Origin of the sequence: Streptomyces sp. NPDC048496 (assembly GCF_043200055.1) — a bacterium.
In the GTDB taxonomy this organism is placed as follows: Bacteria; Actinomycetota; Actinomycetes; order Streptomycetales; family Streptomycetaceae; genus Streptomyces.
Genome location: NZ_JBICXB010000056.1, coordinates 1 through 25,249 on the forward strand (window position 1 = coordinate 1; position 25,249 = coordinate 25,249).

General features: G+C 69.9%; 19 protein-coding genes and 2 pseudogenes. 10 read left to right on the forward strand and 11 right to left on the reverse strand.

Translation table 11 applies throughout. From position 1 onward, the window contains the following. Positions 1 to 82: 82 nt before the first annotated feature. A pseudogene (locus ACGFSA_RS30685) lies at positions 83 to 982 on the reverse strand (hypothetical protein); the annotation flags it as partial. Positions 983 to 1,088: 106 nt separating this feature from the next. On the opposite strand from ACGFSA_RS30685, the gene ACGFSA_RS30690 reads away from it, so the two are divergent. The 4 genes from ACGFSA_RS30690 (at position 1,089) to ACGFSA_RS30705 (ending at position 7,360) form a co-directional block, all read left to right on the forward strand. Next, complete coding sequence (locus ACGFSA_RS30690) at positions 1,089 to 2,513, forward strand: class II fumarate hydratase (protein ID WP_393309306.1); 1,425 nt, start codon at positions 1,089 to 1,091, stop codon at positions 2,511 to 2,513. Positions 2,514 to 2,712: 199 nt separating this feature from the next. Then, entirely contained in the window at positions 2,713 to 3,429 is a 717-nt protein-coding gene (locus ACGFSA_RS30695; RefSeq protein WP_393309307.1) for a DUF402 domain-containing protein, read from the forward strand. Between the two features lie 371 nt (positions 3,430 to 3,800). Then, entirely contained in the window at positions 3,801 to 5,759 is a 1,959-nt protein-coding gene (locus tag ACGFSA_RS30700; protein WP_393309308.1) for a SpoIIE family protein phosphatase, read from the forward strand. Between the two features lie 137 nt (positions 5,760 to 5,896). Beyond that, positions 5,897 to 7,360, forward strand: a complete 1,464-nt coding sequence (locus ACGFSA_RS30705) for a catalase (protein ID WP_366694744.1) — start codon at positions 5,897 to 5,899, stop codon at positions 7,358 to 7,360. A 255-nt stretch (positions 7,361 to 7,615) separates the two neighbouring features. Here ACGFSA_RS30705 and ACGFSA_RS30710 read toward each other — a convergent pair whose 3' ends face one another. Further along, positions 7,616 to 9,895 carry a transglycosylase domain-containing protein gene (locus ACGFSA_RS30710; protein ID WP_393309309.1) on the reverse strand — a complete coding sequence of 760 codons (2,280 nt, stop codon included), beginning with the start codon at positions 9,893 to 9,895 and terminating at the stop codon, positions 7,616 to 7,618. 495 nt (positions 9,896 to 10,390) lie between these two features. Here ACGFSA_RS30710 and ACGFSA_RS30715 point away from each other — a divergent pair, with 495 nt between their 5' ends. Both ACGFSA_RS30715 and ACGFSA_RS30720 read left to right on the forward strand, forming a co-directional pair. Then, on the forward strand, positions 10,391 to 10,915 hold the full coding sequence (locus tag ACGFSA_RS30715; RefSeq protein WP_393309310.1) for a PadR family transcriptional regulator: 525 nt from the start codon (positions 10,391 to 10,393) through the stop codon (positions 10,913 to 10,915). Positions 10,916 to 10,958: 43 nt separating this feature from the next. After that, a complete protein-coding gene (locus tag ACGFSA_RS30720) occupies positions 10,959 to 12,191 on the forward strand; it encodes an FtsX-like permease family protein (RefSeq protein WP_393309327.1) in 1,233 nt (410 codons plus the stop codon). A gap of 59 nt (positions 12,192 to 12,250) precedes the next feature. On the opposite strand, the gene ACGFSA_RS30725 is transcribed toward ACGFSA_RS30720, so the two are convergent. Beyond that, positions 12,251 to 13,210, reverse strand: coding sequence for a hydrogen peroxide-inducible genes activator (locus ACGFSA_RS30725; protein WP_393309311.1), 960 nt, complete (start codon positions 13,208 to 13,210; stop codon positions 12,251 to 12,253). 131 nt (positions 13,211 to 13,341) lie between these two features. Between ACGFSA_RS30725 and ACGFSA_RS30730 the strand changes: the two genes are divergently transcribed. Together ACGFSA_RS30730 and ACGFSA_RS30735 are read left to right on the forward strand one after the other, a co-directional pair. After that, positions 13,342 to 13,896 carry a peroxiredoxin gene (locus ACGFSA_RS30730; RefSeq protein WP_393309312.1) on the forward strand — a complete coding sequence of 185 codons (555 nt, stop codon included), beginning with the start codon at positions 13,342 to 13,344 and terminating at the stop codon, positions 13,894 to 13,896. 12 nt (positions 13,897 to 13,908) lie between these two features. Beyond that, a complete protein-coding gene (locus ACGFSA_RS30735; protein ID WP_393309313.1) occupies positions 13,909 to 14,445 on the forward strand; it encodes an alkyl hydroperoxide reductase in 537 nt (178 codons plus the stop codon). Positions 14,446 to 14,513: 68 nt separating this feature from the next. Here the strand turns inward: ACGFSA_RS30735 and ACGFSA_RS30740 are convergent, their stop codons facing one another. From ACGFSA_RS30740 to ACGFSA_RS30755, 4 genes are all read right to left on the reverse strand, one after another. Further along, positions 14,514 to 15,938: an AI-2E family transporter gene (locus ACGFSA_RS30740; RefSeq protein WP_393309314.1), complete on the reverse strand. Its 1,425-nt coding sequence runs from the start codon at positions 15,936 to 15,938 to the stop codon at positions 14,514 to 14,516. Between the two features lie 135 nt (positions 15,939 to 16,073). Further along, positions 16,074 to 16,775, reverse strand: coding sequence for a lytic transglycosylase domain-containing protein (locus ACGFSA_RS30745; RefSeq protein WP_393309315.1), 702 nt, complete (start codon positions 16,773 to 16,775; stop codon positions 16,074 to 16,076). Positions 16,776 to 17,165: 390 nt separating this feature from the next. Continuing rightward, positions 17,166 to 18,488: a PhoH family protein gene (locus ACGFSA_RS30750; protein ID WP_393309316.1), complete on the reverse strand. Its 1,323-nt coding sequence runs from the start codon at positions 18,486 to 18,488 to the stop codon at positions 17,166 to 17,168. A 508-nt stretch (positions 18,489 to 18,996) separates the two neighbouring features. Further along, positions 18,997 to 19,758, reverse strand: a complete 762-nt coding sequence (locus ACGFSA_RS30755) for an isoprenyl transferase (RefSeq protein ID WP_393309317.1) — start codon at positions 19,756 to 19,758, stop codon at positions 18,997 to 18,999. Positions 19,759 to 19,958: 200 nt separating this feature from the next. On the opposite strand from ACGFSA_RS30755, the gene mgrA reads away from it, so the two are divergent. Then, positions 19,959 to 20,999 (forward strand): L-glyceraldehyde 3-phosphate reductase, encoded by a 1,041-nt coding sequence (mgrA, locus tag ACGFSA_RS30760; protein ID WP_393309318.1) that lies wholly within the window; start codon positions 19,959 to 19,961, stop codon positions 20,997 to 20,999. 245 nt (positions 21,000 to 21,244) lie between these two features. Here the strand turns inward: mgrA and ACGFSA_RS30765 are convergent, their stop codons facing one another. The 3 genes and pseudogenes from ACGFSA_RS30765 to ACGFSA_RS30775 form a co-directional block, all read right to left on the reverse strand. Continuing rightward, a complete protein-coding gene (locus tag ACGFSA_RS30765; RefSeq protein ID WP_393309319.1) occupies positions 21,245 to 21,820 on the reverse strand; it encodes a hypothetical protein in 576 nt (191 codons plus the stop codon). A gap of 51 nt (positions 21,821 to 21,871) precedes the next feature. Next, positions 21,872 to 22,652, reverse strand: a pseudogene (locus ACGFSA_RS30770) (class I SAM-dependent methyltransferase). Between the two features lie 88 nt (positions 22,653 to 22,740). Further along, complete coding sequence (locus ACGFSA_RS30775) at positions 22,741 to 23,544, reverse strand: prepilin peptidase (protein ID WP_393309328.1); 804 nt, start codon at positions 23,542 to 23,544, stop codon at positions 22,741 to 22,743. Positions 23,545 to 23,657: 113 nt separating this feature from the next. Between ACGFSA_RS30775 and ACGFSA_RS30780 the strand changes: the two genes are divergently transcribed. Next, on the forward strand, positions 23,658 to 24,041 hold the full coding sequence (locus ACGFSA_RS30780; RefSeq protein WP_393309320.1) for a DUF192 domain-containing protein: 384 nt from the start codon (positions 23,658 to 23,660) through the stop codon (positions 24,039 to 24,041). An 85-nt stretch (positions 24,042 to 24,126) separates the two neighbouring features. On the opposite strand, the gene ACGFSA_RS30785 is transcribed toward ACGFSA_RS30780, so the two are convergent. Beyond that, positions 24,127 to 25,245: a hypothetical protein gene (locus ACGFSA_RS30785; protein ID WP_393309329.1), complete on the reverse strand. Its 1,119-nt coding sequence runs from the start codon at positions 25,243 to 25,245 to the stop codon at positions 24,127 to 24,129. Positions 25,246 to 25,249 lie beyond the last annotated feature (4 nt).

The following is a 25,249-nucleotide window of genomic DNA, read 5'->3' on the forward strand; positions in this document are numbered from 1 at the left end:
AAGAGCACTCCGGCGCTGCGCGCCTCCGGGCCAAGGATGGCCTTCACCCCCGCCCTGAAGGGCGGAGCACTGGCCAAGATCAGAGGTAGACGGCGCCGGTGTCGGCGGCGGCCTGCCGCATCCCGCGCTCGAAGGCGGGGACGGCGACGTTCCGGCCCCAGGCGGCGTCGGAGTCGTATCCGGCGCAGCCGCCGGGAAGCTTGCCGGGGAAGTTCGGGTTGTCGTAGAAGTCCGGGCCGATCGGGCTCGGATAGCCCATGACCACGAGCTTGTAGTCGCTGCTCGCGTAGCCGGCGTCGGACATGACGGTCTTCAGGTCGCGGACGGTCTTCTCGACCTTGGGGACGAGTCCGTCGACACGGGCCTGCCAGCCGCCCTCGTACTTCGGCCGGCAGGTGCCCTGGAGGAGGACCCAGCGTTCGACGCAGTCCGTCATGACCGGGCCGAACTGGAGGTCGTCGTTGGCGCCGGCCACGAGCACGATCATCTTGATGCGGGTGTTGCGCGCCTTGATGGCGAGGTTGTCGCTCTGCACGAGTTCGTCGGCGTACTGCTTCGAGCCGCCCATGACGATGTTGCCGGTGTACGCGCCGGAGCAGGAGACGTTGTACGTGACGTCGGCCGGAATGCCGGTGCGGTGGATCGCGGAGTCGGGTGAGCGGTGGCACCAGTTGTCGGGACCGTTCGTCCCCGCCTCGTACGTCCCGACGCCCTCGCCGGAGATCTCGCTGTCGCCGAGCGAGATCAGCCCGGTCCTGCGGTCGGCGAGCGGGCGCTCGGCCGGGCTCCCGTACAGCTGGGTGGCTTCGGCGGCGCGGATGGCCTCCAGCTCGGGCGGGAGGGGGGTCGATGCGGTAGTGGTGGTGCCGGACCGGTCTGCCGCGCCTGCGGGTCCGGCGGCCGCGGCCATTGCGCCGAACGCCGCCGCCATGGCCGCGGCAGCCGCGACCGTACGGCGAAGTCTGTGCCTGGTGCGCCTCATTGCGCCTCCCCTGGTTGTGGTTACCCCCGGTATTTACTGGTCGGTAGGCGACTTGGGAATACACAGAACAAGACAAGTGCTCAACTTTTTCAGGAGGTTGAACCCCATGGACAACGCGCAGGTCCCGGCGAACAGCGGCACAGCTGGAGAGAACTACCGCATCGAGCACGACTCGATGGGCGAGGTCAAGGTCCCCGCGGATGCCCGGTGGCGGGCCCAGACGCAGCGCGCCGTGCAGAACTTCCCGATCTCCGGCCAGCGCCTGGAGCGGGCCCATATCGAGGCCCTGGCCCGGATCAAGGCGGCCGCGGCGAAGGTCAACGCCGAGCTGAAGGTCCTCGACCCGGACATCGCCGCCGCGATCCAGGACGCGGCCGCCGAGGTCGCCGAGGGCCGCTGGGACGCGCACTTCCCCATCGATGTCTTCCAGACCGGGTCCGGCACGTCCTCCAACATGAACACCAATGAGGTCGTGGCCACCCTCGCCACCGAACGCCTCGGCCGCGACGTCCACCCCAACGACCACGTCAACGCCTCGCAGTCGTCCAACGACGTCTTCCCGTCCTCCATCCACATCGCCGCGACCGCGGCCGTCACGGGCGAGCTGATCCCGGCGCTGGATCATCTGGCGGCCGCCCTGGAGCGCAAGTCCCTCGAGTTCGCGGCGGTCGTGAAGTCGGGACGTACCCATCTGATGGACGCCACTCCGGTGACGCTGGGACAGGAGTTCGGCGGCTACGCGGCGCAGATCCGGTACGGCATCGAGCGGCTGTACGCATCACTGCCGCGCCTCGCCGAGCTGCCGCTGGGCGGCACGGCCGTCGGCACCGGCATCAACACCCCGCCCGGCTTCTCCGCCGCCGTGATCGCCGAGGTCGCCCGTGTCACCGGACTGCCGTTCACCGAGGCCCGTGACCACTTCGAGGCGCAGGGCGCAAGGGACGGGCTCGTCGAGACGTCCGGCCAGCTCCGTACGATCGCCGTCTCGCTCACCAAGATCTGCAACGATCTGCGCTGGATGGCCTCCGGGCCGCGCACCGGTTTGGCCGAGATCAGCCTTCCCGACCTCCAGCCGGGCTCGTCGATCATGCCGGGGAAGGTGAATCCGGTCATTCCTGAAGCCGTGCTGATGGTGGCGGCCCAGGTGATGGGGAACGACGCGACGGTCGCCGTCGCGGGCGCTGCGGGTAATTTCGAACTGAACGTCATGCTTCCGGTCATCGCGAAGAATCTGCTGGAGTCCGTCCGGCTGCTGTCCAACGTCTCCCGGCTGCTGGCGGACCGCACCGTCGACGGCATCACCGCCGACGTGGAGCGGGCCAGGGAGTACGCGGAGTCCTCGCCGTCCGTCGTCACGCCGCTGAACAAGTACATCGGCTACGAGGAGGCGGCGAAGGTCGCCAAGAAGGCGCTCGCCGAGCGGCGGACGATCCGCGAAGTGGTGCTGGACTCGGGGTATGTGGAGCGCGGCGATCTCACGGTGGAACAGCTCGACGAGGCACTCGACGTGTTGCGTATGACCCGGCCGTGACGTGGATCGCAGCGGCCGGGCGGCCGCATCCCTAAGATCTCTCCGTGACTCCGCTCCCCCACCTGAAGGAGGGGGCTTCCAACCCGAAGGTTGCGGTCCAGCCCGAACCGGTCCCTCGCGGGACGCGCAAAAATTACCACGGACCGGGGAAGCGATTCCCCCGCCGGCCGAAGCCGGTGGTTCCCTCGCTAGGAGACTCATGGCAGGTACCGGAGACATCCAGCGCGCAGAGGTCGAGCCCGGAGAGACCACGTACTGGGCGCCGGGTGATCAGATTCTGTGGCGCTACCGCGGCAACGGTCCGCGGTCGCCCGGCCGCGCCCACAGCCCGGTCCACATCTGCCGTCCCGTCACCGTGGTCCAGGACACCGCCGAGTTGCTCGCCGTGTGGATGGCACCCGGCACCGAGTGCGTGAAGCCGGTCCTCGCCGACGGCACCAATGTGCACGCCGAGCCGCTCGTCACCCGGTACACCGCGCCCCGTACCACCGCCCGTTCGACCTGGTTCGGCACGGGCGTGCTCAAGCTCGCCCGGCCCGACGAACCCTGGTCGGTCTGGCTGTTCTGGGACCGCGGCTGGAGCTTTCGCAACTGGTACGTGAACCTGGAGGAACCGCGCACCCGCTGGGCGGGCGGCATCGACTCCGAGGATCACTTCCTGGACATCGCCGTCAACCCCGACCACAGCTGGCGCTGGCTGGACGAGGACGAGTTCGCGCAGGCGCAGCGGGTCGGGCTGATGGACCGGGACACCGCGCGGCGGGTACGGGAGGCGGGCCGCGCGGCCGTCCGCGTGATCGACGCGTGGGGGGCCCCGTTCCGGGACGGCTGGGAGAACTGGCGGCCCGATCCACGGTGGCGGGTACCCGTGCTGCCGGATGACTGGGACCGTACGCCCTCGCATATGCCGTCGTGAGACCCTTGATGCACCCCAGGGGGGCAAACGTAGGATCGCCCTCCGGAGGGCTGCTCCGCTTCAACCGGCGGGCGCGGCGCAGGACCTGACCGCAAGTCATCGCACGAGTTGCACCATCTTCATGAGCCGCATCAGTTGCATGAGTCGCAAGAACCGCATGGACCACGACGAGGGGGTGGAGACGTGCACACTGTCCGCCGCCCACGCGCCGGAAACATTGTCACTTGCACACCTCGCAGGCATACGGTTTCGGCCCCGCCGAGCGGGGCATGCGGTGACAGCCGTTGTCATCGTCGCTCCTGCCGGGGCACAGTGGCGCCCCACAAGGTGATTGCCTCATACAACCGGCCCGGACGGACGGAACCCCACGCGTGACGGAGCACCCCACCTCCCACGAAGGCCGGCAGCCTCTCGCCGCCCGGTCGCAGGAACGCGCCCGGCCGCGGCAACAGGATGCCGCGCCCACCGCCGCAGCGATCCCGGGGCCGGCCCCGGCGCCCGGCTCCGGCTCGAATCCCACGGCGATTGCCGGCCCCGCCGGCGCACCGAACCCGGCGACCGCGCCGAGCGCCGCCGCGGCCGGACCGGACCCGCAGGCGGTGGCCCGCCGCGAGGGCGACCGGCTGCGCTTCGTGGGCGCCGCGACCCGCCGGATCGCCCGCGGCATAGACCTGGACGAGATCGTCCTGGGGCTGTGCCGGGCCAGCGTGCCGACGTTCTCCGACGCCATACTCGTCTACCTCCGCGACCCGCTCCCGGTCGGCGACGAGCGCCCCGTCACCCCGTTCGTGCTGCGGCTGCGCCGGTCCGACCGGCTGCGTTTAAGCGACGACGAGTCCGATGTTCCCCCCTCCGCGGAAAGCGAGCGGCTGCGGCTGCCCGCCCTCGACCCGCACGCCGATCTGATGCCCGCGGCCGAGCTCTGCGAGGTCCGGGCGGGCGGCGCGCTCGCCGAGGTGCTGCGCGGCGTACGGCCCGTCTTCGGCGACTCCGCGACGGCTCGCGTCGCCCTGCCCGAGCTGCTCGGCGCCGGGCGCGCCGTGCCCTCCGGACACCGGGCGATCCTCGCCCCGCTGCGCGGCCGCCGGAGGGTGATCGGTGCTGCCGTCTTCCTGCGCGGGACCGAGCGGCCTCCCTTCGAGGCCAACGATCTGCTGGTCGCCGCACAGCTGGCGACGCACACCGCGCTCGGCATCGACAAGGCGGTGCTGTACGGGCGCGAGGCGTACATCGCCGACGAGCTGCAGCGCACCATGCTGCCCGACTCGCTGCCGCAGCCCACCGGTGTCCGGCTCGCCTCCCGCTACCTCCCGGCCGCCGAGACCGCCCGGGTCGGCGGCGACTGGTACGACGCGATCCCGCTGCCCGGCAGCCGGGTCGCCCTGGTCGTCGGCGACGTCATGGGCCACTCCATGACCTCCGCGGCGATCATGGGGCAGCTGCGTACCACCGCGCAGACCCTCGCCGGGCTCGACCTGCCGCCGCAGGAGGTCCTGCACCACCTCGACGAGCAGGCGCAGCGGCTCGGCAGCGACCGCATGGCGACCTGCCTGTACGCGGTCTACGACCCGGTCGCGCACCGGATCACCATCGCCAACGCCGGGCACCCGCCGCCCGTCCTGCTTCACCTGGGCGGCCGCGCCGAGGTGCTTCGGGTGCCGCCCGGTGCCCCGATCGGCGTCGGCGGGGTCGACTTCGAGGCGGTCGAGCTGGACGCGCCCTCGGGCGCGACGCTGCTGCTGTACACCGACGGTCTGGTGGAGTCCCGACTGCGGGACGTCTGGACCGGGATCGAGCAGCTGCGCGAGCGGCTCGCCGCCACCGCCCGGCTCACCGGACCGGACCATTCGCCGCCGCTGGAGGCGCTCTGCGACGACGTGCTCGACATGCTCGGCCCCGGCGACCGGGACGACGACATCGCGCTGCTCGCCGCCCGCTTCGACGGGATCGCGCCGAGCGATGTCGCGTACTGGTTCCTTGAACCGGAGGACTCCGCCCCCGGACGGGCCCGCCGACTGGCCCGCAGGGCGCTCAGCCGGTGGGGGCTGGACGAGCTCTCGGACTCGGTGGAGCTGCTGGTCAGCGAGGTGGTCACCAATGCCGTGCGCTACGCGGAGCGGCCGGTCACGCTGCGGCTGCTGCGGACCGACATCCTGCGCTGCGAGGTCGGTGACGACGCCCCGCAGCTGCCCCGGCAGCGCCGGGCACGCGACATGGACGAGGGCGGCCGCGGACTGTTCCTGGTGAACCGGCTGGCCAGGCGGTGGGGAGCGACCCGGCTGTCGACCGGCAAGGTCGTCTGGTTCGAGATGCCGACCCGCAGCCAGTAAGAGCGCCTCGCCACATTTGGACAAGTCGGGACGATCTCCACATGTTGCCATCCTCCCGTCGTCGGAGTTGACTTCAGTCGTGACCGGGCGCCGCCTGGACGATTTGACCGACACCCCGCACCGACGGGAGGACGCTCGTGTCCGAGGAAACCAGGAACACTCCTTACACCACGAACAACGCCGGGATCCCGGTCGAGAGCGACGAACATTCGCTCACCGTCGGATCCGACGGGCCGATCCTGCTCCAGGACCACTACCTCATCGAGAAGATGGCCCAGTTCAACCGCGAACGGGTCCCCGAACGGGTGGTTCACGCCAAGGGCTCCGGGGCCTACGGCACCTTCGTCGTGACCAACGACGTCAGCCAGTTCACCAAGGCGGACCTCTTCCAACCGGGCAAGCAGACCGCCATGCTCGCCCGATTCTCCACGGTCGCCGGCGAGCAGGGCTCCCCCGACACCTGGCGCGACCCCCGGGGCTTCGCGCTGAAGTTCTACACCGAGCACGGCAACTACGACATGGTCGGCAACAACACGCCGATCTTCTTCGTCCGGGACCCGATGAAGTTCCAGGACTTCATCCGCTCGCAGAAGCGCCGCCCGGAAAGCGGTATGCGCGACCACGACATGCAGTGGGACTTCTGGACCCTCTCCCCCGAGTCCGCGCACATGGTGACGTGGCTGATGGGCGACCGGGGCATCCCGAAGACGTACCGCAACATGAACGGTTACAGCTCGCACGCCTATATGTGGGTGAACGCGGGTGGCGAGCGGTTCTGGATCAAGTACCACTTCAAGACCGACCAGGGCATCGACTTCTACACCCAGGCCGATGCCGACGAGATCGCCGGTATCGACGGCGACGTCCACCGCCGCGACCTGTTCGAGTCGATCAAGCGCGGCGATCACCCGAGCTGGACGCTGTACGTCCAGGTGATGCCGTTCGACGACGCACCGGACTACCGGTTCAACCCGTTCGACCTGACCAAGGTGTGGCCGCACGGCGACTACCCGCTGATCGAGGTCGGCCGGATGACGCTGAACGAGAACCCCGAGGACTTCTTCGTCCACATCGAGCAGGCGTCCTTCGAGCCGTCGAACCTGGTGCCCGGCATCGGTCCGTCGCCCGACAAGATGCTGCTCGGCCGGCTCTTCTCGTACCCCGACACCCACCGGTACCGGATCGGCCCGAACTACGCGCAGCTGCCGCCGAACCGGCCGCGCTTCGGCCGGAACTCGTACGCGAAGGACGGCCCGATGCGGTACGAGCCGACGCGCACGGGAGCGGTCTACGCACCGAACTCGTACGGCGGACCGGCCGCGGACACCGAGCGCTTCGGCGACCCGGCGGGCTGGGCCACGGCGGGCGAGATGGTCCACGAGGCGTACAAGCTGCACCGCGAGGACGACGACTGGGGCCAGGCGGGCACCATGGTCCGCAAGGTGCTCGACGACGCAGCGCGCGAGCGGCTCGTGTCGAACATTTCCGGCCATCTCCTGGACGGTGTGAGCCGCCCGGTCCTGGAACGGGCGCTGCAGTACTGGCGCAACGTGGACAAGGACCTCGGCGACCGGGTCGCCAAGGAGGTCAACGGCGACTGACCGCGCACGCCGGACACACGTCTGACGGCCTCCCCCGCGGTAGGGAGTGGATCAGCGAGCGGCGTCATGCGGCTTCGATGGCAAGGCGGAGGAGGGAGTCGACGCGGAGCGTCGGTGGCTGACGACAACGCGGCAAGCGGAGTCGCATGACGTCGGGAGCCCGCTCCCTACCGCGGGGGAGGCCGTAAGGGTGCCACGGAGCGTATCCGTGGCACCCTTCGCCGTATCAGCCGGGTGAGCTGCGCCTGAGCCGCGTCAGCCCTGCGAGCCGCTGTTCTGCCTGCCGCTCGCCGGATTCAGCGGGACTTCGGCGCTGTCCGACGGGTTCGGCACCGTCGGCGGCCCGCTCGACGTGTCGCCCGAGGGCGTCGGGTCGGACGACGTCGACGGGGGCGGACTGTCCGCCGGCGGCTCGGAGGACGGTGCCGCGCTGGACGGCTCGCCCGACGGGCTGGCCGACTCCGACGGCTGCCCGCTCGGGCTCGGCGAGGTCGAGGTCGGCGGCGGCGCCACGGCCGCACCCATGTTCGTGTCGAGGTCGAAGGTGCTGGTCCCGCCCATCACCTGGAACGTGTAGTCCGCCCAGATCTCGGCCGGGAAGCCACCGCCGTTGACGCGGCCGCCGCCCGCGGCACCCTTCAGGGTCACCTGCGAATCCTTCTGGATCAGCTTGCCGTCGGCCCCCTTGTGCGTCTCGGCGGCCTGACCGAAGAGACCGACCGAGGTGACGAGCTTCGGGGTGTAGCCGGTGAACCAGGCCGACTTGTTGTTGTCCGAGGTACCCGTCTTGCCGGCCACCTGCTGGCCGCCGCGGCCCGGAGCGTCGCGCACCGAGACCCGGGCCGTGCCGTCGTCGACCACGCCGGTCAGCACCGAGGTCACCGAGTCCGCGGCCTGGCGGCTGATCACCTGCCCGCCGATCGGGTCGGGCAGCGCGATCGGGGCGCCGCCCTGCCGGGAGGCGGACTTCACGATCGACGGGGTGACCTTCTTGCCGTGGTTGTCGAGCGTCGCGTAGATCCCGGCCATCTCCATGGGGCTCGCGCCCATCGAGCCGAGGGTCTGCGCCGGCACGACCGGCAGGCCCTCGACGTTCATGCCGAGCTTGCCCGCGGTCTCCATCACCTTGTCCATGTGGACGTCCACGCCCATCTGCGCGAAGACGGAGTTGATGGACTTGTTCATCGCCGTCTGGACGGTGACCGGGCCGTAGTTCACGTTGTCCTCGTTGGGCGGCGCGAAGGCGATGTCACTGCCCTGGACCGGGCGCCGGCTGTTGCCGTCATACCGGGTGTTGGCGGTGATCGGCTGCCCGTCCTGCGTCTGGGCCTCCTGGTCGAGCGCCGCGGCGAGGATGATCGGCTTGAAGGTGGAGGCGGGCTGGTAGTCGCGCCGGGTGGCGTTCGACGTCCAGTGCTCGGTCAGTCCGGTGCCGCCGTACAGGGCGACGACCGCGCCGGTCTTCGGATCCACCGAGACCGCGCCGGCCTGCACGTCCTTGTCGACGCTGCGGCCCTTCGTGTCGAGCTTGCTGGTCAGCCTGGCGTTGACCGACTGCTCCAGCTGCTTCTGCTTCTTCTTGTCGATGTTGACCGTGATGGTCCAGCCGCCCGCGTCGAACTGCTCGTCGGTGAGGTGCTCCTGCTTCTGCACCACGGCCCGCGCCGCGTTGACGATGTAGCCCTTCTGGCCGGTGAGACCGTCCGCGGGCTTGGGGTCGTGCGGCACCGGGAACTCCAGCCCCTGGCGCTTGCCGGCGTCCAGCCAGTGCTCGCCGACCATGTTGTTCAGTACGTAGTTCCAGCGCTCCTTGACCAGGCGCTTGCCCGTGGGCGTGGCCACGGCCCAGTCGTACTGGCTGGGTGCCTGCAGAAGCGCCGCGAGGTAGGCGCCCTCGTTGACGTCCAGGTCCTTGGCGTCCTTGCCGTAGTACGCCTGCGCGGCGGCCTGGATGCCGTAGGCGCCGCGACCGTAGTAGCTGGTGTTGATGTACCCGGCGAGGATGTCGTCCTTGCTCTTCTGCTGGTCGACCTTGAGGGAGATCACCAGCTCCTTGAGCTTGCGGGTGACCGTCTGGTCCTGGTCCAGGTAGTAGTTCTTGACGTACTGCTGGGTGATGGTCGAGCCACCCTGCTTGCCCTTGCCGGACAACGTGTTGATCAGACCGCGCGCGGTGCCCTTGAAGTCGACGCCCTGGTCCGTGTAGAAGGACTTGTTCTCCGCGGCGACGAAGGTCCGCTGCACGTCCTTGGGGACCTGGGAGAGGCCCACTATCTCGCGGTTGACCTTGCCCGTGCGGGCCAGCACGGTGCCGTCGGGGTACTTGTAGACGTTGCTCTGGAGCTTGGCCTGGGCGTTGCCCTCGGGTACGTCCACCATCATGTAGAGCACGAGGAACGCGCCCATGCCGAGCAGGCAGAACCCGAAGAAGGTGCCCAGCAGTTTCTTCCACGTGAAGAGTCTGCGTATGCCGCCGCTCTTCGTAGCCCGTCGCGCATCGCGCTGCTGGGCTCGTCGCGCATCCGCTCGACCCATCGCTGTGTTGCTCCCTGTTTCTCTGCTCGTCCGGATCCCCCTCGGCCCAGCCAGCTAACACTGTCGGTGGGGACAAAAAGCAAGAGATCCGGTCCTTTGCGGACGTGACAATCAGCACCCATTCCTTAGGGAACCGACTCACCAGGGGTGCGCATGGTTGCGAGAACAGCTAATCCGATATCAGATTGCTCGTACTTTTAACCAGACAAACAGGGCGATTCCATGACCGGCCATCCCGCTTCGCGCACCGACCCGCCCCCCGCGATGCCGGACCCGTCAGCAATCCGATGGTCGTGCTGCGCGGAGACCGAGCGGCGCAGCCGGCGCTCAATACGGGCACCCCGTACCAGGCCCTGGCCGTCCGGCACTCGAGGACCGGGGGCCAGGGGGCGCCGGCAGCGCGCACGGTTCCGGAAAGGGGTACGGGAAGGCTCATCGGGTCGGCCCGGGATCATGTATACACCCCATGTATACACGCCGCGTATAGTGCTGGACATGTCTATCGGCCACACCCTGCTGGGACTCCTGGAGTCCGGCCCCCGCCACGGCTACGACCTCAAGCGCACGTTCGACGAGAAGTTCGGCCACGACCGCCCCCTGCACTACGGGCAGGTCTACTCGACCATGTCCCGGCTCCTCAAGAACGGCCTCGTCGAGGTCGACGGCATCGAGAGCGGCGGCGGTCCCGAGCGCAAGCGGTACGCCATCACCGAGGCCGGGATCACCGACGTCTCGGCCTGGCTCGCCCAGCCCGAGAAGCCGGAGCCGTATCTCCAGTCGACGCTCTACACCAAGGTCGTCCTGGCCCTGCTCACCGGCCGCAGCGCCGCCGGTCTGCTGGACGCCCAGCGCTCCGAGCACCTGCGCCTGATGCGCATCCTCACCGACCGCAAGCGCAAGGGCGACCTGGCCGACCAGCTGATCTGCGACCACGCGCTGTTCCACCTCGAAGCCGACCTCCGCTGGCTGGAACTGACCGCCGCGCGACTCGGCCAGCTCGCCAAGGTGGTGGACCCGTGACCCCCGCCGGTTCCCTGCTGACCGCCCACGACCTGCACAAGCGCTGCTGCGCGATCTCGGTCTCGGCATCCGGTTCGCCGTCTCCGGCGGGCGCGAGGGCTGGACCCGCACCCTGCTGACCGCCGTCGGCGTCGGCCTCGGGGTGGCGCTGCTGCTGGTCGCCGCCTCCGCACCACACCTGCTCGACGAGCGTTCCGCGCGCGATCAGGCCCGCGCCGAGACCAAGATCTCCGAATCACCCGACGTCACGGCCAAGAAGTCGGACACCTCGGTGCTCCGGATCAGCGCAGAGACGGAGTACCGCGGCCGCTCCATAGGTGGCTTCCTGATGCGCGCGGACGGTGCCCACCCGGTCGTCCCGCCGGGCGTCGCAGGCTTCCCCGCCGCGGACGAGATGGTGGTCTCCCCCGCTCTGAAGGAGCTGCTGGGTTCCTCGGAGGGCAGCCTCCTCAAGGAGCGGCTGCCGTACCGGATCACCGACACGATCGCCGACGCCGGCCTGGTCTCCCCGGGCGAGCTGCTCTTCTACGTGGGCAGCGACACCCTGACCCCCGCCAACGGCGGCCACCGGATCGCCGGTTACGGCAACCCGGGCCCGGCCGAGGAGATGCCGCCCATTCTCATCGTGCTGATCATCATGATCTGCGTGGTGCTGCTGGTGCCGGTCGCGATCTTCATCGCGACGGCCGTGCGCTTCGGCGGCGACCGCCGCATGGCGACGGCCGGCGCGATCGACCCGAGCACCCTGCCGCACGCGCAGACCAAGGCGCAGATCCGGGTCGACGAGAGCGTCAAGGACGTCGCCGAGTACGTACGGAACACGGCCGCGCGGCTCGACCCCGGGATGAGGGTCGTGACCCTCAAGTCGGTGGCCCGCGACCGGCAGTACGCCAGCGTGCAGACCGGTCTCCAGGTCGGCGCGACCGCGACCCTGTTGCTGATCGCCGCCGCGATGCTGGTCTCGCAGCTGGAACAGCTCCGGGAGCGCAAGCGGCTGCTCTCGGTCCTCGTCGCCTTCGGCACCCGGCGGAGCACGCTCGGCTGGTCGGTTCTCTGGCAGACCGCCGTACCCGTGGTCATCGGCCTGGTGGTGGCCGTCGCAGGCGGTCTCGGCCTGGGTGCGGCGATGATCTGGATGGTCGCCAAGAAGGTGACCGACTGGTGGTTGTTCCTCCCGATGACCGGCGCGGGAGCGGCACTGATCCTGCTGGTGACGCTGGTCTCGCTGCCGTCGCTGTGGCGGCTGATGCGGCCGGACGGCCTGCGCACGGAGTGATGGCGCGGTAGCCGCAGGGGGTGCGGTCCCTCGGCGGGACCGCACCCCTTCCTCCTGCTCTACGCGCCCGTCGTCACCCGTACCGGCAGCGCCTTCATCGCCTCCCGCAGCGCCGCCGCGAACTCCTCGAACTCGCCCTGTCGGGCCGCCCCTGTCCGCATGCCCAGCGCCACCCGCCGCGACGGCGCGGGCTCCGCGAAGTACCCAGTGGTCAGCGCGTCGTTGCGGGCGGTCTCGACGGTCACGGCGGTACGCGGCAGCAGTGTCACCCCGAGTCCGCCCGCGACCAGCTGCACCAGCGTGGAAAGCCCGGCCGCGGTCGTGGTGACCGGCGCCCCCTCCGTACGGCCCGCCTCCCGGCAGATGTCGAGGGCCTGGTCGCGCAGGCAGTGCCCCTCGTCGAGCAGCAGCAACGGCAGTTCGCGCAGCGCCTCGCGCGGAATGTCGGACCGGCCGCCCAGCCAGTGGTCCCGCTCCATCACCAGTACGAAGTCCTCGTCGAAGAGCGGGAGTTCGGTCACCTGAGGCACCCCGAGAGGTACGGCGAGCAGCAGCAGGTCCAGCCGCCCGGCGGCCAACCCCTCCAGCAGCGACGAGGTCTGTTCCTCGTGCACCTGGAGGTCGAGCTCCGGATAGCGGTCGTGGACCAGCCGCAGCACGGCCGGCAGCAGATACGGGGCGACGGTCGGGATCACACCGAGTCTGAGCACTCCGGTGAACGGCGCCCGGACCGCCTCGGCCTCCTCCATCAGCTCGCCCACGGCCTCCAGCACCACCCGGGCCCGCACCGCGAGCCGTTCCCCGGCGGGCGAGAGCAGCACCTTGCGCGTCGTACGCTCGATGAGCTGGACACCGAGCGTCTCCTCCAGCGCGGACACGGCTCCGGAGAGCGCGGGCTGACTCATCCCGATTGCTGCCGCCGCATCCCTGAAGTGCAGATGTTCGGCCACGGCCACGAAGGCGCGCAGCTGCGACAGACTGGGCTGCTTGGGGCGATTACCCTGGTTACTCTGCGCCACTGATAGGCACCTCCGATCATCACGACCAAGTGTAGCTATTTCCGCGATCAATGCCCTCTGTGTCATGGTGGACACCGTCCAACCCTCAGGAACTCCCATAAAAGGGAATTCCTACGCTGCAAGGAGAGCGCGTGCTCACTGTCGGTGACAAGTTCCCCGAGTTCGACCTGACTGCTTGTGTCTCGCTGGAGAGCGGCAAGGAGTTCGAGCAGATCAACCACAAGACCTACGAGGGTCAGTGGAAGATCGTCTTCGCGTGGCCGAAGGACTTCACCTTCGTGTGCCCCACCGAGATCGCCGCCTTCGGCAAGCTGAACGACGAGTTCGCCGACCGTGACGCCCAGGTCCTCGGCTTCTCCGGTGACTCCGAGTTCGTGCACCACGCCTGGCGCAAGGACCACCCGGACCTGACCGACCTGCCTTTCCCGATGATGGCCGACTCGAAGCACGAGCTCATGCGTGACCTCGGCATCGAGGGCGAGGACGGCTTCGCTCAGCGCGCCGTCTTCATCGTCGACCCGAACAACGAGATCCAGTTCACCATGGTGACCGCCGGTTCCGTGGGCCGTAACCCCAAGGAGGTCCTCCGGGTCCTCGACGCCCTGCAGACCGACGAGCTGTGCCCGTGCAACTGGACCAAGGGCGAGAACACCCTGGACCCGGTCGCGCTCCTCTCCGGCGAGTGAGCTGACACCGACATGGCACTCGACGAACTGAAGGCCGCTGTTCCGGACTTCGCCAAGGACCTGAAGCTGAACCTCGGTTCGGTCATCGGGAACAGCGAGCTCCCCCAGCAGCAGCTGTGGGGCACCGTCCTCGCCTGCGCGATCGCCTCGCGCTCGACGAAGGTGCTGCGCGAGCTGGAGCCGGAGGCCAAGGCCAACCTCTCCGCCGAGGCGTACACCGCGGCGAAGTCGGCGGCCGCCATCATGGCGATGAACAACGTCTTCTACCGGACCCGGCACCTCCTGTCGGACCCCGAGTACGGGACGCTCCGTGCGGGTCTGCGGATGAACGTCATCGGCAAGCCGGGCGTGGAGAAGGTCGACTTCGAACTGTGGTCGCTCGCCGTCTCCGCGATCAACGGCTGCGGCCAGTGCCTGGACTCCCACGAGCAGGTGCTGCGCAAGGCCGGCGTGGACCGTGAGACCATTCAGGAAGCCGTCAAGATCGCCTCGGTGATCCAGGCGGTCGGCGTCACCCTCGAAGCCGAGGCCGTGCTCGCCGATCAGTAACAGCAGCACCCCTGATACGAGAAGGGCCCCGAGAACGACCGACCGTCCTCGGGGCCCTTCTTTCTGCCCTACTCCGTCGCCGGCTGCGCCGCTTCCATTTCGGCGTCGCCGTCGCCGTGGTCCTTGGGTGGCGGTCCCGGCGCCCGGGCCGGGGCGACGCCGACGGCCGAGGCGCCCCGCGGCTGCGGTGGGTGCCGCAGCGCCTCCTCCTGCCCGTACGCCCGCAGATAGCCGACCACCGTGTTGGTGACGGCGACCAGCGGCACCGCGACGACCGCACCGCCGATGCCCGCGATCATGCCGCCCGCGGCGACCGAGAGGACGACGGCGAGCGGGTGGACGCGTACCGCACGGCCGAGGATGAACGGCTGCAGTACATGGCCCTCGATCTGCTGCACGGCCAGCACCACGACCAGCACCATCAGCCCGGTGAACACGCCCTCGGTGACCAGTGCGACGACCACCGCGAGCGCTCCGGACATCACCGCGCCGACGAGCGGGATGAAGGCGAAGAGGAAGATGAAGACGGCGAGCGGCACCGCCATCGGCACATCGAGGAACCAGATACCGAGCCCGATGAAGATCGCGTCGATCAGGGCGACCAGCACCGTGCCCCGCACATAGGCGGTCAGCGTCCGCCAGGCACGTGGCCCGGCGCCCGCGACACCCGGCCGTGCCTGCGCGGGCACCAGCTTCAGCACCCAGTGCCAGATGCGCTTCCCGTCGTACAGCAGGAAGAGCGTCGAGAACATCGCCAGCAGCAACCCGGTGAGGACCTCCGCCATCACGGTGACGCCCTGGAGTCCGGCGGAGGTTATCTCCTCGGTGTTGGTGCCGATGGTGTCGCTGAGATTCTTCGCGACATCGTTGATCTGCTGCTCGGTGACATGGAAGGGGCTGTCGAGCAGCCATCGCTTCAACTCGTCGATACCGTCCCGCACCTTGTCGGAGAGAATGTCGAGGTTGTCCATGACCTGCCAGACCACGAACCAGCCGACCAGGCCCATGATGACGAAGCCCAGGATCGCGGTGACGGCGGTGGCGAGACCCCGCGGCAGCCCGTACCGCCGCAGCCGGGAGACGGTCGGCTGCAGCATCGCGGTGACGAGCAGCGCGGCGACGAACGCCAGCACCACCAGCTGTACAGCGCTGATGACCTTCATCAGCACCCAGAGCGTGCCCGCGAGGACGAGCAGCCGCCAGCCGGCCTCGGCCGCGACGCGCATCCCCCAGGGGATCGCCGAGACCGGATCGGGGCGGGCGGCGACCGCGGGTGCGTAGGCGGGCGGCGCCGGGACCCGGCCGGAGGCGATGGACCGGTCTTCGGCGGTGGACACCGCGGCGACGACAGCGACCGGGACTTCGGCCGGCCCGTCCCTGTCCCCCTCGACATCCCCCTCGGCCTCCGCCGCGACGCGACGTTCCTCCAGGCGGTCGCCCAGCTCGCTCAGTTCGGCGCCCAGCCGCCCGAGCCATCCTGGCAGTTTCGACATGAGTGTTTCTCCACCCCCGAGTTCTCTCCCCACCACTCCCCCCGGAGTCGTTCCGGACGACGGTACACGCGCGAAGCCCCTCACCGTAGGACGGTGAGGGGCTTCGCAAGGTTGAGACCGGAACCTCGGAAGGTTCTAGTACCAGTGGTTCGCCTGCCAGAACAACCAGGCACCGCACGGGGAGCCGTAGCGGCCGTCCATGTAGCCGAGGCCCCACTTGATCTGGGTGGCCGGGTTGGTCTGCCAGTCGGCACCGGCGGACGCCATCTTGGAACCGGGGAGCGCCTGGACGAGACCGTACGCACCGGAGGACGCGTTGCTCGCCCGGTAGTTCCAAGTCGACTCGTGGTTCACGATGTTGCTGAAGCACTGGAACTGGTCGCCGGGAACCATCTGCCGCGCCATCGCCTGGACTTCGGCCACGGTGTACGAGCTCTGCGTGGCGAAGGCGGAGGCGGAACGCACCGCGGACCGGCTGGCACGCTCGGCGTCCGCCTTGGCCTGACGCTCCTTCTCCAGCTTGTCCTCGGCCGCCTGCTTCTTCGACTGGGCGTCCTTGGCGGCCTGGATGCGGGCCGCTTCCTCCACGGACTTCTTCGCTGCCGCGTCGGCTGCGGACGCCTGGGCGTCCGCCTGCTGCGTCAACGAGGCGGTCTGCACCTGGGCCTGCTGGCCCGCGGGGATGTCGGCGAGAAGCGTCGTGTCGGCTGCGGTCGCCTCGAAGTTGTTGTCGTCGGCAGCAGGAGTGCTGCCCGATGCAACGCCTACGACGGCGCCGACGGTGGTGACCGCAGTGGCAGATGCCACGGCGAACCCCCGGACCGAGATCCGGCTCACACGGTGTCCTTCCAGCATCGCCCGCTTAGGTGACCTCGCGGGCGCAATCGTGCCCCTGACACTGGCCTCCCTACTGCTTGGGTCACGGGAGGCACGGGCCCGGTGGGCGACTCCCCTGGAGGAGTGCCGCGTGGTGCTCGCGGGCGGCATACGGACGGCGATTGTTGAGTTGTCTGATGCGTGGCACCTCTGGAGGTGCGGGTTTGCCGTATGCGGGGCCTGACGGAAGCAAGACTCTGCCGGAACGGGCCGTCGCGAAGCAATTCTCCGTTGCGTGTGAAAGCTCACACCTCGTTCGGTCCACGTGTTTTACGAAAAAGGTGCCGCAGCACGATGCCGCCCGGCTATGCTCTTGGGCTCGCCGGGCGGCATCAATGGTCGTATCCCGTATCAGATCTGGCCTTCCTCCAGCATTTCGGTCACCAGCGCGGCGATCCGCGAGCGCTCGGAACGGGTGAGCGTGACATGCGCGAAGAGCGGATGGCCCTTCAGCTTCTCGACCACGGCGACGACTCCGTCGTACCGGCCGACCCGGAGGTTGTCCCGCTGCGCCACGTCATGCGTGAGCACCACTCGGGAATTCGCCCCGATCCGGGACAGAACAGTCAACAGGACGTTCCGTTCGAGCGACTGCGCCTCGTCGACGATCACAAACGCGTCGTGGAGCGAGCGGCCCCGGATGTGGGTGAGCGGCAGAACCTCCAGCATCCCGCGCCCCAGCACCTCCTCGATCACCTCGCGCCCGGCGACCGCCGAGAGCGTGTCGAAGACGGCCTGCGCCCACGGGCTCATCTTCTCGGCCTCGGTGCCGGGGAGATAGCCGAGCTCCTGGCCGCCGACCGCGTACAGCGGCCGGAAGACCATCACCTTCTGATGCTGCCTCCGCTCCAGGACGGCCTCCAGACCGGCGCAGAGCGCCAGCGCCGACTTGCCGGTGCCGGCCCGGCCGCCCAGCGACACGATGCCGACGTCCTGGTCGAGCAGCAGATCGAGAGCGATGCGCTGCTCGGCGCTGCGGCCATGGATCCCGAAGGCCTCCCGGTCGCCGCGGACGAGGCGCACATTGCCCTCGGCGGTGATCCGGCCGAGCGCCTTGCCGCGCTCGGACTGCAGGACCAGTCCGGTGTGCACGGGCAGGTCGGCGGCCTCGGGGACGTAGAGCGTCTCCTCTCCGAAGAGCAGATCCACCTGTTCGGCGGAGAGGGGCAGTTCCGACATGCCCGTCCAGCCGGAGTCGGTGACGGCGAGCTCGGCGCGGTACTCCTCCGCGAGGAGGCCGACCGAGGATGCCTTGATGCGCAGCGGCAGATCCTTGGAGACGACCGTGACGTCGTACCCCTCGGCCTGGAGATTGCGCGCGACCGCGAGAATCCGTGAGTCGTTGTCCCCCAACCGGTAGCCGGCGGGCAGTACGCCGGGGTCGGAATGGTTGAGTTCGACGCGCAGCGTCCCGCCGAGATCCCCGAGCGGAATCGGGGCATCCAGCCGGCCGTACCGGACCCGGAAGTCGTCCAGCAGGCGCAGGGCCTGCCGGGCGAAGTAGCCGAGCTCCGGATGGTGCCGTTTGGCCTCCAGTTCCGTGACCACGACGATCGGGAGCACGACTTCGTGCTCGTCGAAGCGGGCCATGGCGTTCGGATCGGCCAGCAGGACGCTGGTGTCGAGAACATAGGTGCGCCTGTCGGGCATGCGGCGCTTTGTGCTGGTCACCACGGAAGGACGTACCCCCTCGGACGAGGTTGGGGTGCGACGGTGTCGCGGAGCATCCCAAAGGGAGAGAACGGACCGGGCTGCGCCCCTCTTGCACGAGCCGAGTGCCGGCCCTCCGTGTCAGCCGCACAGTATGTACGGTCCTTCGTGTGCAAAGGGCCTCCCGGGCGAGCGGACTCCATGCCGCTCACTTGGACACGACGTCCGCCTGGTTTTTGACCGGACGTCGACCTGCCAGGGGTATTCCCTCGAACACGCGAAGCCATGCCGCGCCGGGGGCGCGGGTGAGCCGGGAGTGGTACCCCAGGGCGCGTGGGTTCGGGCCCACGATGTGGGCCGTCCGGAGGCAGCGCCCCGGGCACGCGGGTTCAGGTCCACCCGGCCGAAGGGTTCCGTCCTCAAACGCCGGACAGTCTGGGTTTTCGGACCCGCCCCGACACCCGGGCCCCGGCCGGGCACACGGGTCCAGGCCCACCCGGCTGAAGAGGCTTCATGGAGGAGATGGGCGGCGTCAGCCGCCGAAGCGGCGGCCTCGGGCGGCGTAGTCGCGCAGCGCGCGGAGGAAGTCGACCTTGCGGAACGCCGGCCAGAAGACTTCGCAGAAGTAGTACTCGGAGTGCGCGCTCTGCCAGAGCATGAAGCCGGACAGCCGCTGTTCGCCGCTCGTGCGGATCACCAGGTCCGGATCCGGCTGCCCTCGCGTGTACAGGTGCTCCGAGATCAGGTCGGTGGAGACGATCTCCGCCAGGTCCTCGAAGGACGTCCCCTTGGACGAGTGGTCGAGCAGCAGCGACCGGACCGCGTCCGCGATCTCCTGCCGCCCGCCGTAGCCGACGGCGACATTGACCAGTATTCCGTCGACCCCGGCCGTGGCCTGCTCGGCCTCCTTGAGGACGGTCTGTGTGTGCGCGGGCAGCAGGTCGAGGGTGCCGACGTGGTGGACGCGCCACCGGCCGTCCGCCGCGAGGTCGCGCACGGTGTTCTCGATGATGCTGAGGAGCGGTGTCAGCTCGGACTCGGGCCGGTCGAAGTTGTCCGTGGACAGCAGCCACAGGGTGACGACCTCGACATCGGTCTCACTGCACCAGCCGAGAAGCTCCTGGATCTTGTCCGCACCCGCCTGGTGCCCCTGCGCGGCCGTGCCGCCGGACGCCTTCGCCCAGCGCCGGTTGCCGTCGAGGATGACACCGATGTGCTTGGGCACCTGGGCGTGGTCGAGGCGGGCCTCCACCCGGCGTGCGTAGAGCCCGTACACCAGGTCGCGCAAGTTCACTGAGTTCACCTCTCGGTTCTGTGCGGGCCCTCCTGCCCCATTGCCCGGGGTCCGGGGCCGACCCCGTGGGGATCGTCACACCGGTCCGCAGAGTCCGTTGCTCCGCCGTGCCGTGGCAGTCCCCGAAGCCGCCACATTACTGCGCAGGCACCGCACCGGCCCAACCCGGCCTGTCACAAGTCCGTGATAGGGAGGGAAACGTGAACGATTCTTCTCTCTCCTACCGGGCCGCCGGTTCGCGCTACGACTCCATGGAGTACCGCCGCACCGGCCGCAGCGGCCTCAAGCTCCCCGCCGTCTCGCTCGGCCTGTGGCACAACTTCGGCGACGACCGCTCCCTGGACTCCCAGCGGGCGATCCTGCGCCGCGCCTTCGACCTCGGCGTGACCCACTTCGACCTGGCCAACAACTACGGGCCGCCGCCCGGCTCCGCCGAGCTCAACTTCGGAAAGCTCTTCCAGCAGGACTTTGCCCCGTACCGTGACGAACTGATCATTTCGACCAAGGCCGGGTACGAGATGCACCCCGGCCCGTACGGCGAATGGGGCTCCCGCAAGTATCTGCTGTCGTCGCTCGACGCCTCACTGAAGCGGATGCGGCTCGACTACGTCGACATCTTCTACTCGCACCGCTTCGACCCGGACACTCCGCTCGAGGAGACCATGGGTGCGCTGGCCTCCGCCGTGCAGCAGGGCAAGGCGCTGTACGCGGGCGTCTCCTCGTACAACTCGGAGCAGACCGCCGAGGCAGCCGCGCTGCTCAAGGAGATGGGCGTGCCGGCTCTGATCCACCAGCCGTCCTACTCGATGATCAACCGCTGGACCGAGGACGACGGGCTGCTCGACACGCTGGAGGAGGCCGGCATGGGCTGCATCTCCTTCGTGCCGCTCGCCCAGGGGCTGCTCACGAACAAGTACCTGAAGGGCATCCCGGAGGGTTCGCGCGCCACCCAGGGCAAGTCCCTCGACCCGGACCTGCTCTCGGACGAGGTGATCCGCCGGCTGAACGGACTGAACGACATCGCGCGGCGGCGCGGCCAGTCACTCGCTCAGCTGGCGCTCACCTGGGTGCTGCGGGACAGCCGGATGACGTCGGCCCTGATCGGCGCTTCGAGCGTGAAGCAGCTGGAGGAGAACGTCGCGGCGCTCGCCGGACCGGCGCTGTCGGCCGAGGAACTGAAGGAGATCGACACCTTCGCCGTGGACACCGCCGGCACCAACATCTGGGCCGGACGGGGCTGAGAGTCCGGTCTTCGCCGGGCGGGTACAAAAAACGGGCCGGTCCGTGGGGGGGATACGGACCGGCCCGAGGGGGGGTTTCCACCATAACCCTTCGTGAGTGATGCTGCGTGCCACGCCACTCGACAATTACTCTCCGAATTCGGTGGACTCCGGTCCGAGCACGGCATCCGAGGGGTGGAGGGAGCGCATGAGGCGGGTGGGGTGCCGGAGGCGTCGGCTTGACGCCGGGCACCGTCTGCCGGAGGTCAGTGACCGCCCTCCGGCTTCACGCAGCCGGTGCCCTCGATGTAGCGGCCGTGCGCCTCGGCCGTGACCTGGCCGCGGCTCGCGCCCTCCACCGCGACGTACACGACGCCTTCGAGACAGATCGGGCCGTTGTCGATCAGGTACGCGTTGTCGTGGCCCCAGGAGCCGGTGGTGATGGCCCCGGAGGCGTAACCGAGTCCGGTGAGGACCTTGCGGATGCCGGACTCGGTGGTGTGCGGGTCCTGGGCCGCCGGGGTCAGTGCCTCCTTGATCCTCGCGGCCCGCGCATCGGCCACGGCCCGTTCGGCCGGGGACAGTTCGCGCGCCTGCTGGAAGGCGTGGTTCTCCTTGTAGTGCGGCGCGCCGTCCACGGTGCCGGGTTCCTGGTACGGGCTCGCCCCGACGGGCGGGGAGCCGGCCGTCGTGGTGGCGGAGGTGCTCGCGGCAGCCGGGGCCGTGGGCGCGGTCGCCGTCGTGGCGGAGGCCGAGACAGGGGCGGGGGCCGCGACGGTCGGCCCGGCGCTCGGGGTCCGCACCCTTCCGCAGCCCGCGAGTGCCAGAGTCAGGACCAGCACCGTCGCGCCGTCCGGAATCTCGTCGAGGAGGGTGTGGGCGGCGCCGACCGCCTACCGCGGCTTGCGGGCCTCGATCAGGAAGCGGGTGGTGTGCGCGACGAACGGCCCGTCCGTCTCGATGAGATGGTGCAGCGCGGCCAGCTGCGGCCGGTACCGCTCGACCGTGAAGCCGGGCACCATCCAGATCACCTTCCGCAGGAAGTAGACGACGGCGCCGATGTCGAAGAACTCGGTACGCAGCGTCTCCAGCCGCAGATCGACGACCTCGAGCCCGGCCGCCTCCGCCTCGGCGCCGGCCCGCTGCGGATCGCGGGATCCGCGTACCTCGGGCGGCTGCGGGCCGAGGAAGTGCTCGACGAGTTCGAAGACACTGGCCGGACCGACCTGCTGCGAGAAGTACGTGCCGCCGGGCCGCAGGACGCGGGCGATCTCCGTCCACCAGGTGGTCACCGGGTGACGGCTGGTCACCAGGTCGAAGGCGGCGTCCCCGAACGGCAGCGGCGGCTCGTCCGCATCGGCGACCACGACGACGCCGAGCGCGTGCAGGCGGGCGGTGGCGCGCGATGTTCGGCGGCCAGGACTCGGTGGCGACGGTGAGCGGAGGCAGCTTCGGGGCGGAGGCGAGGACCTCGCCGCCGCCGGTCTGGATGTCGAGGGCGGCGTGAGCCCGGCCCAGCCGCTCCCCCATGGCGTGCGCGTAGCCCCAGGAGGGGCGTTGTTCGGTGGCCCGGCCGTCGAGCCAGGAGAAGTCCCAGCCGTCGACGGAGACGGCATCGGCCTCGGCCACGAGTGCGTCGAAGCGTGCGCGTTCCTCTTCGGGTGTTCCAGGCATACGGGGATGGTGTCACCGGTGCGCCCGCGGACGCGACCGGATTCCGGGTGCCCCGTTTCCGGCGGTCCGTGAGCGGTACGGGAGGCCGTCAGGCGGCGAGACCGCCCAGCAGGAGCCCGAGCAGGGCGCCCCCGATCATGAACGGCCCGAACGGGATGCCCGTCTTGCGCCCGGCCCGTCGCAGGATCATCAGCCCGAACCCGTACACCGAGCCGAACACGAACCCGGCGAAGCCTCCCGCGCAGACGATCGCCCACCCGTACCAGCCGAGGGCCACGCCCAGCGACAGGGCGAGCTTGACGTCGCCGAAGCCCATCCCGTTCGGGTTGATCAGGAAGAGCAGGAGGTAGAAGCCGCCGAGCGCGAGCCCGCCGAGCAGTGCGGAGGTCCACGATCCGGCATGCTCCGGAAGCAGTGCCGCACCGCCCAGGAGCAGCGCGGCCGCGCCGGCGAGCGGCAGCGTCAGCTGGTCGGGCAGCCGGTGGACGCGGCGGTCGATGGTGGCGAGAAGCACGGCGACAGGGGCGAGCAGCAGCCAGACGACGAGTTCGGGGCGGAGTCCGGTGGCCGCGGCCAGGGTGGTGCAGCCGAGGGCGGTCACGACGGGGGCGAGGAGGGAGGGGGCGTAACGCTCAGCCGTTCTCCCGGCTTCACCACTGCCCGCATCCGGCACGGTAGCGGCAACCGCCGCCGCCCGCGGGGCCGTTCGTACCCCGGCACACGCAGCGCACCGGGGAGAACCGAGCCAGCCGCGGGCCACCCCGCTGAAGGGGTGGCCGGCGGGGCAGGTGTCCCGCCATGCGTCGTCCGGTTCGACCGAGAACCGGTAGGCGGCGCGAGGGACCAGCAGTCCGGTCGCGGCGCCCCAGAGCGCGGCGACCCCCAGCAACATGGCGAACACGGAACCGACCCTAGACCGGTGGACTCGCACGGGTCATGGGTCCAGGGGCCCACGGCGTTCGGTTCCGGGCCCAGCGGCGGTCACCGGGCGCTACGGTCGTGGCCATGGGTCAATGGCGCAATGGAAACGGGACGTTGACGGTCACGGACCGGGAGGGCGGGCCGGAGCAGGAGGTGCCGCTGCGGATCGCCGCCTCGTACCGGGCGCGGTCCAAGGGGCTGCTCGGCCAGGGCGGGATCGACGGGGCGCTGATGATCACCCCGTGCGGGAGTGTGCACACGTTCCGGATGCGGTTCGCGATCGATGTGGCGTACCTGGACCGGAAATTCAACGTCGTGGCGGTCCACACGATGAAGCCGGGGCGGCTCGGGATGGTGCGGCTGCGGTCGCGGCACGTGATCGAGTCGGAGGCCGGGACGATGGAGAAGTGGGGGCTGCGGCCGGGGGCGCGGGTGCGGATCGTCCAGACGGAGGAGAGCCGGGGCTGAGGTGTGGGGCCGGGCTGCCCTCACGTGCGAGAGCGGCCGGGCCGACCTGCCCCGGCCCTGACCGGGCTCACACTCCGGCTCGCGCTCACGGCGGGCCGGAGCCGAGCAGCGTCCACGCCCCGTAGGCCGCCGAGGCCACCGCGAGCACGGCGACGACCGTGGCCGTGCGGGCCGTGGTGCGCAGCCACAGCAGCGCGACGGCGGGCGGGAGGAGCAGCGGGAACGCGGGCATCATCAGCCGCGGCCTTGACCCGAAGTACCCGGAGCCGATCAGCGCGATGACGACGACGGCGATGCAGTAGGCGAGTACGGGGAGCGGCTGGCGCTGCCGTACGCACAGGAACACCACCCATCCCAGGCCCACCAGCGCCGCGCACAGCCCGAGCGCGGCGGGCAGCGGCAGTCCGAAGATGAACGAGGCGAGCGCCACGCCTCCGTCGATGCTGTTGCCCCACTGTGCCTGGACGTCGAAGTACGCGAACGGGCTGCCCTCCCATACGGCGACGAACACCACGTACGCGAGCCAGCCCAGCGGTGCGAGTGCGGTACCGGTCAGCATCCGTGCGTTGCGGCGGACGATGCCGTCCGTCCGGCCGGCCCGGTACTCCCGCACGAGCGTGACCGCGGCGGTGATCGCGACGGCGGCGATGAGCGCAGCCGCGGTGGGCCTGGTCAGCCCGGCCAGTACGCACAGGGCGCCCGCCACGATCCAGCGCCGGGTCAGTACGGCGTACAGCGCCCAGGCGGCGAACGCGGTGAACAGTGTCTCGGTGTACGCCATCGACTGCACGAACGCCGTCGGGTACACGCCCCACAGCGCCGCCGTCACCACCCCCACCCGGCGCCCGTACAGATGCGCCCCGACGGCGTAGATCCCCCAGGCGGCGAAGAGCGCGGCGGCCCAGGCGACCAGCAGTCCGGCGCCCGCGAGGGAGAGCGGGGTCAGCTCGGCGATGCCGCGCTCCAGAGCGGGCAGCAGGGGGAAGAAGGCCAGGTCGGAGTGGGCGCCGCCCTTCGGGAGGGTGACGGTGTAGCCGTAGCCGTTCTCGGCGATCCGCTGGTACCAGACGGAGTCCCAGCGCTCGCCGAGGAGATGGAAGGCGCTCTTGTCGGCGTGGGACGCGGCGGCGGCGAAGACGGCGAGACCGATCAGACGCACGGCCGCGTACGCCCCGAGGGCCGGTGCCGCCGCCGCGAGGGCCATGGCG